Origin of the sequence: Nocardioides sp. NBC_00368, from assembly GCF_036090055.1 — a bacterium.
GTDB lineage: Bacteria > Actinomycetota > Actinomycetes > Propionibacteriales > Nocardioidaceae > Nocardioides.
The window spans coordinates 50,271-63,520 of record NZ_CP107970.1 but is presented as its reverse complement, the minus strand read 5'-3'; the positions used below and the strand labels follow the sequence as shown (position 1 = coordinate 63,520).

Genomic DNA, 13,250 nt, shown 5'->3' with positions numbered 1-13,250 from the left:
GATGTTCGTGCTGAGTCACCGAGGTGGGGGTCGGGTCGCCCATGAGTACGCATCCGCGGCGGAATTCGTTCCGCCTGGACGACCAAGTCCCGTACCTCCTCCGGTTGGAAGGCCCGGCTCGAGACGATGCCTTGCGGCTCGGACTCGAGGTGACATATCCCGGCAAGGCCGTGGTGATGCGGGCGGGTGAGCCCTCGACTCACGTGCTCCTGATCCGCAGCGGATGGCTGAAGGTCACCGGCACGACTCTGTCAGGGCACGAAGGACTGCTCGCCAGACGAGGACCAGGCGACGTGATCGGCGAGAGCGCCGGACTCGACGACACCGTCCGTGCCGTAACTGTGACCACGCTCGAGCCAGTAGTCGCTCGCCATGTGCCCGGCGAAGAGTTCTCCCGCTTCCTCGACCGCCACCGGAGCGCTTGGCGGCAGCTCCTCGCCCTCACCAACGACCGTTGGCGGACCTCGGACCGACAGCGGCTGGAGCAGGCCTCGAAGACGGTGCCCCAACGGCTCGCGCGCGTGCTCCTTGAGCTCGCCGGGGCCCATGGGGAGCGCCAGGAGGCCGGGATTGTCATCCGGATGTCGTTGACCCAGCACGAGCTCGCCGGTTCCGTCGGCTGCGCTCGCGAGGGCGTGACCCGGGTCCTCAAGGAGTTTCGCGAGAAGGGCCTGATCGCAACGAGCAACCGACGTTACGTCATCCTCCGACCAGGCATGCTGCGCCGCGTCAGCGAAGGTAAATCGGTCACATTCGACCGGTGACAACCGTCCTATCGGAACCCCGCGGCTGACGCGATGCTGAGGTCTCAATCGACTCATCGGAGGTGGAGACCATGGCCGATCCGGTCCACAAGACCCTGCTGGTGCTCGACATCGAGAAGTTCGGTCCACGACAGCACATCGAGCAGGCAGAGGCCCAGCGGGTCATGTACGGCTTCTTGGAGCAGGTCCTCGCCAAGGCGGAGATCGAGCAGACATCCGCGCGGGTGGAAGATCGGGGCGATGGCGTCCTCGTCGTTCTCGACGCGGACGTGGTGAAGGCGAAGCTCATCCGTTCCGTACTCACCGAACTGCCGACCGCTCTCTACGACTACAACCGTCTGGCCAGTGACACCGCGAAGATCCGGATGCGCGCTGCCGTGCACGCCGGTGACGTCGAGATCACGTCCCGGGGAGTCCTCGGAACTCCCGCAATCGAGGTCTTCCGCCTGCTCAACTCCAAGAAGCTGTACGCCCAGCTCGAAGAGTCCGGCGAACTGCTCGTGTTCGCAGTCAGCGAGACTGTTCACCACGACGTGATCCTCCACGACTTCAGCGGTATACGCGCCGACCACTTCCACCCGATCGATGCCGATGACAAGGAGCCACGGGTCGCTGGGTGGATCTACGCCACAACTCCGCCGCGGCACAGGGCACCTGCGGACCAGACGACATCGGCGGAGTCGGCGGCACCGACTCCGCAAACCACCCCCACACCGCGACCCGAGGCGCCTTCACCGCAACAGCCCGCACCGACGTCAGGCAACTTCTTCAGCGGCAGCGGCAACATCACGTTTCACGGTGACAACATCGCCGGCAACAAGACGGTGAATCACGAATGACCGCCGAAGCGCCCCCGGCCGATTCGGCAGAGTCCGAGGACACACGATCCGAGAACGCGAAGTCCGACTCCAACGAGTCAGGTACGAACGCCAACAGATCCGATCAGGGCGCTGAACATGGGCAGTCGGCGGAGCAGACCAAGGACAAGGCAGCGGACGACGAGGCCGAGGCCCAGGAAGCAGTCAATGACTTCCGACGGCAGGCCCGGGAGTATCTCGCGGACAGCGCGAACGTCATCGGTAAGGCAGAGTTCGGAGGTGATGCGGTAGGCGGCAACAAGACCATCACCCACAACTACTACGGGTTCTCGCACCGAAGGTCCACCAGCGGTCCGATGCCCGCGTCGTCGGTGACCTCACTCCTTCAAGGATTCGTCAGGACCTCTGATCACGACGAACTCGTGCAGCGTCTGCGCGACGACCGGGTCCTCGTGCTTTGTGGTCCGAAGGCATCCGGCCGCCGAACCGCGTCGATCGGCATCCTCACCGACGTCGACCAAGTCGCACGGCCCGTGCACGTTCTCAGTCCAAAGATCCAGCCAGACTATCTGGCCGACCAGGTGATCAACGGGGCCTACCACCTGATCTCTGACCTCTCGATCAACACCGACGACCCGCTCCGCCAACATCATCTGCACACGCTCCGAGAGAAGCTCGAGGACTGCGACGGCTACGCGATCATCACGATCGATCCGCGCACCGCGGTAGAGGCGGCTCTGACGGAGCAGCACGAATGGCGCCCACCGGCTGCTGGCGACATACTGCGCGCACACCTTGATACGTACCGTCTCGATCAGTCTCGCCTGAAGCTCGGACTGGACCTCGAGGAGACCCGGACGTACCTCGAGACCGAGCCGGCCCCTCAGGAGATCGTCGGGTACGCACGTAGACTCGCCGACTATCTCAACGGACAGGCGACCTTGCATGACCTCGCCGACTATCGGGTCACAGCTGCCGAGAACCACGCGCGGCGAGTGTTTGCGGACACCAACGGCTCCTTGCGCGAGAAGGCCTTCCTGATCGCACTCGCCGTGCTCGACCGGCTGCCCTACCCAACCATCGCCGAGGCAGGGGACGACCTCTACCGTACCTTCGAGGAACACCGGTCGCTGTCGACCTTCGGCACCAGTCACAGCGCCAGACTCGACTGGGCGCGAGCCTACGAAATCGACACGGTCGATACCGACCACGATCTCGCCCTGAACACGGTGACCGCCTTCCGCAATCCTGCGACCTGGCCGGCAGTGCTGCGCCACGTGTGGCTCGAGCATCCGACCGCACGCGACCCGATCCGCCGCTGGCTCCGCGACCTCGGCGCGACGGCACCACGAGCTTCCCGGGTGCGAGCCGCGCTTGCGGCAGGTTTCTTGGCATCGATCGACTTTCCTTCCATCGCCAACTCGCTGCTGGGACAGTGGGCAGGCTCCAAGCAGCTCGGACAACGGCAGGTGGCTGCCTGGGCGCTTTTCGCCGCCACGGAGCAGGGCGCCAAGACCAAAGTCGATGAGGTGCTGAAGCGCTGGGCCGAGGGAGGCGTAGCCAGGCGCTGGACCGTTGTCCATACCGCCGACGCGCTTGCCGACCTCTCCGACGCGTCTGCCATCTTGTTGATCTCCGAGATCGCCGAGATGCCGACCAGCGATCCTCAGCTCGAACGTGAGCTGGAGCGAGCGGCGGCGCGTCTGCTCATCAGTCCTCTCGCCAGCGAGGCACGAAACACCTTGGTCGGCTGGTCACGAGAACGCGGACCGCGCCGAGACCTGGCGCATCGGGCATTCGCGATCGCTGCCGGCGAGCAAACCGATGGACGACCGACGCTGCTGAACCACAGCGCCTCCGACAAGCAGGCCTGGGCTGCGCTCACCACGCTGTGGCGTGCCGCCCTGAACGACCCGGCGGTACGCGGCGACGCCCGCGACCGCCTCACCGACTGGATCACCCTCGCGCTCGAGGAGGACTCCCTCGTCCCGGAACTGCAGCGCCTCTTCGCCGACCTTGCTGTGAGCTCGAACGAACGCGCTCGGCTCGACTACCTGCTCCGCCACCTTCCCGCTGACGCGCCCCCGGATGCACGCCTTGTCGCAGATCGCATCCGAAACCACCTTCTCGAACAGTGAGGTATCCCCGATGTCCGAAGCATCCAACCCCATCCAACCCATCGAGCCCGTCGGGTACCCGGCCGTCGTGACCGACCCGATCCGCAGCGTGCGCACGCTTCGTCGCTTCGAGTTCGTCCGAGCCCCGCTCGAGGTCTCCGCTGACGCCGATCTGGTCCTCGTCGGCGCCGACGGCAGCCTCACCACATACATGGCCGCTCATCAACCCACCCGTGGCGAGCTCGCCTGGCGCAACTACGTCAAGCTCTACGAGGTCGACCGCGGCTACCATCACCAGTTCTTCGAGTACGACCTGCCCAGCTCGGGCGACGCCTTCTTCTTCCACACCGAGGTCGACGTAACCTGGCACGTTTTCGACTCCGGGACGGTCGTACGCAGCGGGGTTCATGACGTCCGGACCACGATCGAGCCGGAGCTCCGCAAGGTGCTGATCAGCCGAACCCGACAGTTCCAGATCGAGAAGAATGCCGAAGCCGAGATCGAGGTGAACCGGGCCCTCGAACAGGCCCGCATCGGCGAGCATCTCGGCCTGCGGGTGAGCTGCATCGTGCGACTCACCCTCGATGCGCAGGCGTTGGAACACTTCACCGCGCTTCGCCAGCAGCGATATCAGACGGAGCAGAACGCGGAGCAGCACATCACCAACCGGGCGGCGACCCAGCAGAAGCACGAGCTCACGCGGCAGAACACTGAGTTCTTCCAACAGTTCCTCAACGATGAAGATGCCATGTGGGCGCTGTTGATCGCGCAGAACCCAGGCAACGTCACGCACGCGCTGGAAGGACTGCGGAGCGACAAGCAACAAACCCTGGCCACCAAGGCACAGCTGGCCATCAAGCTTCTCGAGGAGGGCCGCCTCGAAGACCACCAGCTCGAAGACCCGGCCCGGATGGCCACCGAGACGATGCTCGAGATTCTCGAGACGGTCGCCAACAGCAGCACGGCGCAACGTCAGCCCCAGTTCGAGCAGCAGCTGCCCCAGCCCACACCCGACCCCGGTGCAGACGATGAAGACCGACGCGATCGCTGACCTGGCAATCTGGTGGGTTGTCGCGGCGACAGGTTTCTATCTCGCCTTCCGCTGGTTGCTGGGCCCGCTCGCCGAACGGTTCCCGGCCGGCGTCAGCCTCGTCGTTGATGCCGTCGGGGCAATCCTGCTCGTGCCCGAATACGCTTGCACGACGGTTCTCCGCAAAGCCGTCGGGCGGCCACTTCCGTTCCTCTTCGGCTACGGCGAGATCATCTCCGGCCTCGCCTGCACCCTCTACGCCCTCGGCCTGGTGGTATCCGATGCCGTCGACTTCGCATCACAGGAGACCGGACGTACGCAAGCCCTGGTCGGAGCCGGATTCAGCGCCATGTGCCTGGTGCTGCTGACATGACCCGGGAGCACAGCTCGGCGGCCGCGATCGTGGCTGACCTTCGCACCGAGGTGATCCACGCGGACACCAAGGCCGCCATGCTCATCGCCGCGATGAGCCTGGGTCTGGCGGCGCCGATCGGCATGACCAATCTCGACGGAAGCGGCCTGTCAGCTCTCCTGGCCCGACTTGGATGCATCCTGTGGTTCCTAGCGCTGGGGTGCCTTCTGAAGGTCCTGACCCCCCGTTATCGTCGCAGCGCTTGGACCACCGGAGCCGGGTTCTCATCCTTCGCCGACATCGACCGTGCTGCCAGGACCGGTCATCTCGCGTCTGCCTTGGACGGCGACGAGCCGGTCGAGCAATCCGGTTTGGTCGAGGCGGCCGCAGAGCTGAGCCACATCATCATCGTCAAGTATCGCTGGATACGCGCCGCTCTGGGGCTGTTCGCCATGGGCATCACCATCGCCGCCGCCTCGATGCTGACGTGACCGGATGACGCTGCGTTCGGCGGGCCGCCGGCGTGATCGGCCTCGCTATCTTTGGCCTCGGCGAGACGCCGACGCCTTTGCGGCGCCGGTCGACGTACGGATCTGACGGATCAGCCCGAGAACGGCACCGCCTTAGCCGGATCGGTGTGCCAGTTGGTGCCGATCGGCTGGTCGACCTCGGCGGTGCTCGGCAGCTTGAGGGACACCGGGTCCATGTCGCCCTCGTGCGCGGAGACGATGATCTCCTCGAACTGAACGCCGCCGTCCTGCGACCCGCTGTGCGGGTTGACCCCGGCGTACGCCTTGGTGGAGCCGGTCATCGTGATCGGGTCGCCCTCCGCCTGCTCGCTCGGCATCACGTCGCCGGATACGTCGGAGCCGAAGCCGGCCTCGATCGTCCGGCCCGCGAGGGTGCAGGTCACGCCGGGCTTGGCGGTCGCCGTGACCAGGTAGTAGCCGCCCGCCTGGGACTTCTCGGAGACGGTGAAGGTCAGGTCGCCGGTGGCGCAGGTGCCGCTGGAGTCCTCGGTCGGCTCGGTGCTGGGCTCGGCGCCCGGCTCGGTGGTCACCTCCGCGGACGGGCTGGGGCTGCTCGGCGCGCCCGCGCCGTCGGCGGTCTCGGAGGAGCATCCCGTGGCCGCGAGGGCGAGGAGCGAGGTGGCGAGGACGAGCGGCGCGACGCTGCGCCGGATACGGAGAGGCACCTGATGAATCTATACAGACCGAGCCGATTCCTTTACGTATCCCAGCCGCCCGCGCGTGGCGAGGACGAGGAGCGCTGCGACGACACCCGACCCGACCAGCAGCGCGAGCTGGAACTCGTCGGCGTCGACGTCAGGGAAGACCTCGGCGAAGGCCACCGACGCGAAGTTGTTGACGCTGACGTGCAGGAGCATGGCCAGCGGCAGGCTCTGCCCGGTGCGGTTGAAGACCCAGGTCATCACGATGCCGAAGGTGAAGCAGAAGCCCGCGAAGACGAGCGGCGCGAACCAGCTGACCTCCGGCCAGCCGCCCCAGTCGGTCAGGAACAGCGGCATGTGCCACAGCGCCCAGATCGGACCGAGCACGAACGCGGAGCCGAGCGGTCCGACCCGGCGCTGCAGCCGGGGCAGGGCGAAGTCGCGCCAGCCCGGCTCCTCGGCGAGACCGGTCGTGACCATCTGCATCAGCAGCCCCGGGACGTACGCCACCGCCACGATCAGCCACGCCTGCGACGGCGTCGCCATCTGGTGCCCGGTGGCCTGCAGCGAGACGATGATCGCGGCCGGCACGCCGATCAGGATGCCGGCGTACCAACGCCAGCTCGCCCGCCAGCGCCACATCCCCCGGACCCAGGCCCGCAGGCCGGCCCTGCCGCCGGCGATCCCGGTGACGAGCGCCGCGCTGCCGATCGGGCCGAGGTACGCACCTGGGAGCATCCCGAGGAGCTGACCGCCGATCATGCCGCCGGGGAAGGTGAGGTCCCAGAGGCCGAGGCCGCTGTTGGACAGGACGTAGGGCGTCCAGGCCAGCCAGCTCGCCGCGAGGGCGAGCACGAAGAACGTGGAGAGCTGGTGGCGGCGTACGAATGCTCGTAGGCCTTGGTCCGGCTGGGTCACCGGGAGTGTGGTCGTCATGGTCGTTCCCTTTCGCACAGGTCGGTTGCCTGACCGAACCTAGGAACCGGGCCGGTCCGGTCGCGCCTGGCAAAAGAGCGAACCTTCGCACTTGCATCGAAAGATGCTGGCGACCGCGACCGGTTGCGTAAAGGATGATGACGTGAACGAGGAGACGACCCGGATGATGCCGCGACTGATCGCACCTGTGGTGGTCTGGCTGGTCACGACGGTGCTGCTGGTGGTCGCGCCCGGCCTCGACTCCGCCGACCCGTCGGTCGCGGGGTCGCCGGCTCTCGGCAGCGTCGGCTGGTGGGTCGCGCTCGCAGTGCTCACCGGCCAGGCGGCGGCGCTCCTCGGGCGGCGTTCGCGGCCGCTGACGGTGCTGCTGGTCGTGGCCGCGGGTGCGGTGGCGCTGGCGATGAGCGGGGCGGGCGACGCCACCAGCCTCTCCTCGACGCCCGTGGTCGTCGCGGCGTGGTCGGCGGTGACCTCGACCCCGCTCCCCCACCGGATCCGTGCACTCGCCGGAGGGTTGGCCGGTGCCGGACTGCTGGTCGCGGCAGGAACGGCAGTGAGCCAGACGAGCATCGGTGTCGCGGCCGGCACCGCCGTCCTCGCGGGCCTCGTCCAGGGCGCGGGGGTGATCGCCGCGCCGGCACTGCTCGCCGCCACCGTGCGCGCACGCCGCGACGTACGCGAGGCCCGGACCGACCTCGCCGACGCCGTCGACCGCGAGCAGTCCGCGCAGATCGCCGCGGCGATCGCGGAGGAGCGTACGGCGATGGCGCGCGAGCTCCACGACATCGCCGCCCACCACCTGACCGGGATCGCGGTGATGACCGGCGCGGTCGAGCGGCAGATCGACACCGACCCGGCGGGCGCGAAGGAGTCCGTACGCCAGGTCCGCACCCAGAGCACCGCGATGCTGCGCGAGCTGCGCGGGCTGGTCACGCTCCTGCGGAGTCCCGGGCAGACCGAGGAGGCGAGCGGGCACGAGCGCCTCGCCCACCTGCCCTCGCTCGTCGAGGACGCCCGTCGCGCCGGCCTCTCGGTGTCGCTGTCCACGCTGGGTCCCGAGGCAGCCTTCGAGAGGGTCGGTCCGCTCGCACAGCTCTCCGCCTATCGCACCGTGCAGGAGTGCCTCGCCAACGCCGCCCGCCACGCGGCGGGAGCGCCGTGCGAGGTGATCCTCGACGCCCGGGAGCCGGGCGAGGTGGTGGTGACGGTGCGCAACGGGCCGCCGCCCGGGCCCGTGTCATCCGGGCCCCCGAGACGGCGTGGCCTCGGCCTCGTCGGCATGCAGGAGCGCGCCGACCTGACGGGCTCGACCCTCGAGGCCGGACCGACCGCCGAGGGTGGCTGGCAGACCCGGCTGCGGATCCCCGCGGCCGTGACCGCGGAGGTGTCCGGATGATCCGGGTCGTCGTCGCCGACGACCAGCCGCTGGTGCGTGCCGGGCTGCGTACGCTGCTGGGGACCGAGCCCGACATCGATGTCGTCGCGGTGGCCGAGGACGGTGCGGCCGCGGTCGAGCAGGCGCTGGCGCTGCGTCCCGACGTGGTCTGCATGGACATCCGGATGCCCGGCCGCGATGGCATCAGCGCCACCCGCGAGCTCTGCGGACCCGACGTCGCCGACCCCGTCCCGGTGCTCGTCCTGACCACCTTCGACATCGACGACTACGTCTTCGGCGCGCTCGAGGCCGGCGCGTCCGGCTTCCTCCTCAAGGACTCCGACCCCGACGCCATCGTCGCCGCGGTCCGCTCGGTCGCCGCCGGCCACGGCACCCTGGACACCTCCCTGACCCGCCGCGTCCTGCGCGAGGTCGTCACCCGCCGGCGTACGCAGCCCGTGACCGCCGTCCGCGGCAGCGAGCTCCTCACCACGCGGGAGCTTGACATCCTGCTCCACCTCGCCGAGGGCATGTCCAACGAGGAGATCGCCCAGGCCCTCGTCCTCGAGGTCTCCACGGTGAAGTCCCATCTGGCCCGGATGATGCCCAAGCTCGGCGTGAAGTCGCGGCTGCAGGCCGCCGTCTGGGCCTACCAGTCGGGGCTCATCGAGCACTGATTCAGATCAGGCCGGTCTCCTGGGCGACGTGGATGGCTCGGGACCGGCTGTCGACGTCGAGCTTGGTGAAGATGTGCGCGAGGTGGCTCTTCACGGTCGCCTCGGTGACGAAGAGGGTGCGGGCGATCTCCCGGTTGGTGGCGCCGCGCGCCAGGTGCCGCAGCACCTCGATCTCGCGGCCGGTCAGCCGCGGCAGCGGGCTCCGCATGCCCTTGAGCACCCGCGCGGCGAGATCCGGGGCGAGCACCATGTCACCGGCGGCGGCCCGCCGGATCCCCTCGACGATGACCTCGGGGTCGACGTCCTTGAGGAGGTAGCCGGCGGCGCCGGCCTCGATCGCGCCGAGCACCTCGGCGTCCCGGTCGAAGGTCGTCAGGATCAGCACCGCCGGTGCCGGGTCGAGGGCGCGGAGGGCGACCGTGGTCCGGATGCCGTCGATCCCGCTGCCGAGGCGCAGGTCGCACAGCACGACATCGGGTCGGAGGTCACCGGCGAGCACGATCGCCTCCTCCCCGGTGGCCGCCTCCCCGATCACCCGGAGCGACTCGCCGGCGTCGATCACCGCACGCAGGCCGCTGCGTACGACCGGATGGTCGTCGACGAGGAGCACCGTGGTCATCGCGGCCCCTCGATGTGGATCGGCAGATGCGCGGAGACCGCGGTGCCCTCGCCGAGTGTGCTCTCCACGTCGAGCCCGCCGCCGAGCTCGCGAAGCCGGGCCCGCATGAACCGCAGGCCGTAGCTCGACGATCCCGTGCCGGCGTCCTGCTCCCAGGCGGCGACGTCGAAGCCGGCGCCGTCGTCGCTGATGTCCATGCGTACCGAGTCCTGGTCGTCGGTCAGGGTGACGACGACCCGGGTGGCGCCGGCGTGGAGACGTACGTTGGACAGCGCCGACTGGGCGGTGCGGAGCAGGGCGACCTCGACCTCGGTCCGCAGCAGGGGGAGGGTGTCGTCGACATGCAGCTCGGTCAGTAGCCCGGCCTCGTCGTGGGTGCGGTCGAGCATGCGCCGCAGCGCCGAGGCGAGAGCGGCGTCCTCGAGCTCGGCGGGAGCCAGGGCCGCCACGATCCGGCGTACGTCGGCGAGGCTGTCGCCGGCGAGCGCCTCGACCTGCGCGAACGTGCGCGACGCGTCCTCGTCGGTGGTGCGGCTGCCGCCGGCATGGGTCAGCAGCCGGATCGAGGAGAGCGCCTGAGCGATGGTGTCGTGGATGTCGCGGGAGATCCGGGTGCGCTCGGCGACCGCTCCGGAGTGCCGCTGCGCCAGCACGAGCTCGTCCTGCAGCTCGGCCATCTCCTGCTGCGCGCTCCGCAGCGAGGTCACCAGCCGCTCGCGCTCGGCGGCGTCCCGCAGCAGCTGGAGGTAGCCACGCGAGATGCCGAACGCGAAGATGCCGCCGATGACCGGGCCGAAGACGTCCGCATAGCTGGTCGTGCCGCGGTCCAGGATCGGGGCGACGACCACGACCACGAGGACCAGCACCGAGAAGGCCAGCCCCCACCGCAGCGGCAGCAGGTGACCGGCGAGCAGCCACAGCAGGAATGCCAGCCAGACGAACTCGGCCGAGACCGCGACCGCAGCGGTCCAGATCGCGGCGAAGCCGACCAGCCACCCCACCAGGAGCCGGCGCGAGCGTGTGCGGGACGACAGGACCGCGCCGGCGGTGTGCCACCCGAGGATCGCGACTCCCGAGGCGACCGCGACGGGAAGCGCCACGCCGTCGCCGACGGCCCGGCTGACGCCGATCGCGGTCAGCACGACGGCGATGACGTGCTGGCCGACCTCCATGGCCCGCACCGTCGACCGGGCCGATGTCGAACCCGAGGGGCCGGTCCACCCCAGCGGCATGTGCACGACGCTCATGGGACCAATACTCTCCCGGGCTCCCCCACAGACCTGCTCGGCCACCAGATTCGTTCGCCGACGAGTGCGAAGATCGCCGGGACGATCACCGTACGCACCACCAGCGTGTCGACGAGCACGCCGACCCCGACGATCAGGCCGAGCTGCCCGAGGACCACGAGCGGGAGCACGCCGAGCGCGGCGAACACCGCGGCCAGCACGATGCCCGCGCTGGTGATCACGTTGCCCGTGTGGGCGACCGCCTCGACCATGGCCGCCCGGGTGCCGACCGCCTTCACCTCCGCGCGCGCCCGGTGGACGAGGAAGATCGTGTAGTCGATGCCGAGCGCGACCAGGAACAGGAACGCCAGGATCGGCACCTGCAGGTCGAGCGCATGCTGGTCGAACAGCACCCGGCTCAGCCAGCTCCCCGCCCCGATCGCAGCCGCGGCGCTGGCGAGGTTGACCAGGAGCAGCAGCACCGGGGCGACCAGGGAACGCAGCAGCGCGAGGAGGACGAGGAAGCTCACCGCGAGCACCAGCGGCGCGACCAGCAGCAGATCGCGCTCGCTCCCCTGCTTCGCATCCAGCTCGGTCGCGACCGCGCCGCCGACCAGCGCGTCCGCGCCCGGAACCGGGTGGACGGCCTCGCGCAGCTCGGTGATCTGGTCGAGGCTGCGCTCGGTGCCCGGCGAGAAGGCGCTGGTCACGGAGATCTTCGTGAGCGATCCGTCGTCGGTGGTTCCGGCCGGATGGGCGCGTACGACACCCTCGACCTCGGCCACGGCCGCCACCACCTCGTCGGCCGCCGTGCTGTCGGCGACGATGTGGATCGGCTGGGCCTCGCCCGCGGGGAAGTGGGCCGAGAGCGTCTCCAGGCCCGCGGCGGACTCGGACTGCACCCGGAACTTCTCGACCTGGTCGAGGCCCACCGAGGTGCCGAACAGACCCGCGGCCATCACCGCGAGCAGCGCGAGGCCACCGATCAGGCTCGCCGCCGGCCGCTTCGCGACCCTGGAGGCGATCGCCCGCCACGTACGCCCCTGGGCACGAGCCCCACCAGGCCGCGGGATGAACGGCCAGAACAACCGGCGCCCGCACACCGCCAGGAACGGCGGCAGCACGAACAGCACCGCGACCAGCGCGATCAGGAGACCGATCGCGGCCGGGACCCCGAGCCCGCGAGTCATCGGGATCGTGGCGAAGACCAGGACCAGCAGGGCGAGCACGACCGTCACGTTCGAGGCGAGCACCGCGGGGACCGTCTTGCGCCAGGCACGGCTCAGCGCCGCCCGGTCGTCGTCGCTCTCCTGCAGCTCCTCCCGATAGCGGGAGATCAGCAGGAGCGCGTAGTTGGTGCCGGCGCCGAACACGAGCACGCTGATGATTCCGGCGTCGAACTCGAGTCCCCACAGCGCCCCGGCCGCGGCCGTGACCCTCGCGGCCAGCCCGTCGGCGAGCGCGACCACGATCAGCGGGACGAGCCACAGGACCGGCGACCGGTAGGTGATGATCAGCAGGATCGCGACGATCAGGATCGTCACCAGCAGCAGCGTGACATCGGCGCCCTCGAACGCGGAGGCCATGTCGGCCCCGAACGCCGGCCCACCCGTCACCTGCACGACCAGCCCGTCGGGAGGCTGCGCCGCGATGTCGGTACGCAGATCCTCGATCACCTCCGCCGTCCCGGCGTTGTCGGCACCGACCGTGATCGGCACGGCCAGGACCGCGGCCCTGCCGTCCGCGCTGACCTCCGGCTCGCTCGAACCGGCCGCGCCGACCACCGGAACGAGCCCCTCCAGGTCACCCGCGGAGAGCTCGCCGCCGTCGGTACGCGAGGCGACGACGAGCACCGTCTGCCGGTCCGCGTCCGGGAACCCCTTCATCAGCTCACCGACGCGCGTCGCCTCCGAGCCCGCCGGCGCGTCACCGCTCCCTGCCGGGGCCTCCGCACCACCGAGGACCCCGAAGAGCACGCCCATCACGACCACCGCGAGCCCCAGCGCTGCCCACGCTCCCCGCCGAGAGGTCAACCTGTCTGCGAAGTGCGGACGGGCGCCCGACCGCGTACGAACCAGAGAATCTGCCATGCCACCAACTCCATCAGCGGTGGCATGGCAGATCATCGCGAACAAGGCTGAGGCTGGAATCAGCCAAACGGCTGA

Annotated in this window: 13 protein-coding genes; 8 read left to right on the top strand and 5 right to left on the bottom strand. The window is 69.3% G+C overall.

Annotated elements, in window-relative coordinates; translation table 11 throughout:
• Positions 1-41 precede the first annotated feature (41 nt).
• The 6 genes from OG984_RS00265 to OG984_RS00240 all read left to right on the top strand — a co-directional run bounded on the left by OG984_RS00265 (position 42) and on the right by OG984_RS00240 (position 5,572).
• Entirely contained in the window at positions 42-764 is a 723-nt protein-coding gene (locus tag OG984_RS00265) for a Crp/Fnr family transcriptional regulator (RefSeq protein WP_328529683.1), read from the top strand.
• 71 nt (positions 765-835) lie between these two features.
• Positions 836-1,603 carry a hypothetical protein gene (locus OG984_RS00260; RefSeq protein ID WP_328529682.1) on the top strand — a complete coding sequence of 256 codons (768 nt, stop codon included), beginning with the start codon at positions 836-838 and terminating at the stop codon, positions 1,601-1,603.
• Positions 1,600-3,720 (top strand): hypothetical protein, encoded by a 2,121-nt coding sequence (locus OG984_RS00255; protein ID WP_328529681.1) that lies wholly within the window; start codon positions 1,600-1,602, stop codon positions 3,718-3,720. Before OG984_RS00260 ends, OG984_RS00255 begins: the two co-directional genes overlap by 4 nt.
• A gap of 10 nt (positions 3,721-3,730) precedes the next feature.
• Positions 3,731-4,750, top strand: coding sequence for a hypothetical protein (locus tag OG984_RS00250; RefSeq protein ID WP_328529680.1), 1,020 nt, complete (start codon positions 3,731-3,733; stop codon positions 4,748-4,750).
• The gene (locus OG984_RS00245; protein ID WP_328529679.1) at positions 4,728-5,102 is read left to right on the top strand and encodes a hypothetical protein; all 375 of its coding nucleotides are present in this window, start codon (positions 4,728-4,730) and stop codon (positions 5,100-5,102) included. The genes OG984_RS00250 and OG984_RS00245 overlap by 23 nt, the downstream gene beginning before the upstream one ends.
• Complete coding sequence (locus OG984_RS00240) at positions 5,099-5,572, top strand: Pycsar system effector family protein (protein ID WP_328529678.1); 474 nt, start codon at positions 5,099-5,101, stop codon at positions 5,570-5,572. Before OG984_RS00245 ends, OG984_RS00240 begins: the two co-directional genes overlap by 4 nt.
• Before the next feature lie 110 nt (positions 5,573-5,682).
• Here OG984_RS00240 and OG984_RS00235 read toward each other — a convergent pair whose 3' ends face one another.
• Positions 5,683-6,276 carry a DUF4232 domain-containing protein gene (locus OG984_RS00235; protein ID WP_328529677.1) on the bottom strand — a complete coding sequence of 198 codons (594 nt, stop codon included), beginning with the start codon at positions 6,274-6,276 and terminating at the stop codon, positions 5,683-5,685.
• Between the two features lie 9 nt (positions 6,277-6,285).
• Positions 6,286-7,188: a type II CAAX endopeptidase family protein gene (locus tag OG984_RS00230; RefSeq protein WP_328529676.1), complete on the bottom strand. Its 903-nt coding sequence runs from the start codon at positions 7,186-7,188 to the stop codon at positions 6,286-6,288.
• Between the two features lie 142 nt (positions 7,189-7,330).
• On the opposite strand from OG984_RS00230, the gene OG984_RS00225 reads away from it, so the two are divergent.
• Positions 7,331-8,584, top strand: a complete 1,254-nt coding sequence (locus tag OG984_RS00225) for a sensor histidine kinase (protein ID WP_328529675.1) — start codon at positions 7,331-7,333, stop codon at positions 8,582-8,584.
• Entirely contained in the window at positions 8,581-9,240 is a 660-nt protein-coding gene (locus tag OG984_RS00220) for a response regulator transcription factor (RefSeq protein WP_328529674.1), read from the top strand. Before OG984_RS00225 ends, OG984_RS00220 begins: the two co-directional genes overlap by 4 nt.
• Before the next feature lies 1 nt (position 9,241).
• On the opposite strand, the gene OG984_RS00215 is transcribed toward OG984_RS00220, so the two are convergent.
• The 3 genes from OG984_RS00215 to OG984_RS00205 are packed head-to-tail and all read right to left on the bottom strand — an operon-like array spanning position 9,242 to position 13,175.
• Complete coding sequence (locus tag OG984_RS00215) at positions 9,242-9,859, bottom strand: response regulator transcription factor (protein WP_328529673.1); 618 nt, start codon at positions 9,857-9,859, stop codon at positions 9,242-9,244.
• Positions 9,856-11,106 (bottom strand): sensor histidine kinase, encoded by a 1,251-nt coding sequence (locus OG984_RS00210; protein ID WP_328529672.1) that lies wholly within the window; start codon positions 11,104-11,106, stop codon positions 9,856-9,858. The genes OG984_RS00215 and OG984_RS00210 overlap by 4 nt, the downstream gene beginning before the upstream one ends.
• Complete coding sequence (locus tag OG984_RS00205; protein WP_328529671.1) at positions 11,103-13,175, bottom strand: MMPL family transporter; 2,073 nt, start codon at positions 13,173-13,175, stop codon at positions 11,103-11,105. The genes OG984_RS00210 and OG984_RS00205 overlap by 4 nt, the downstream gene beginning before the upstream one ends.
• Positions 13,176-13,250 lie beyond the last annotated feature (75 nt).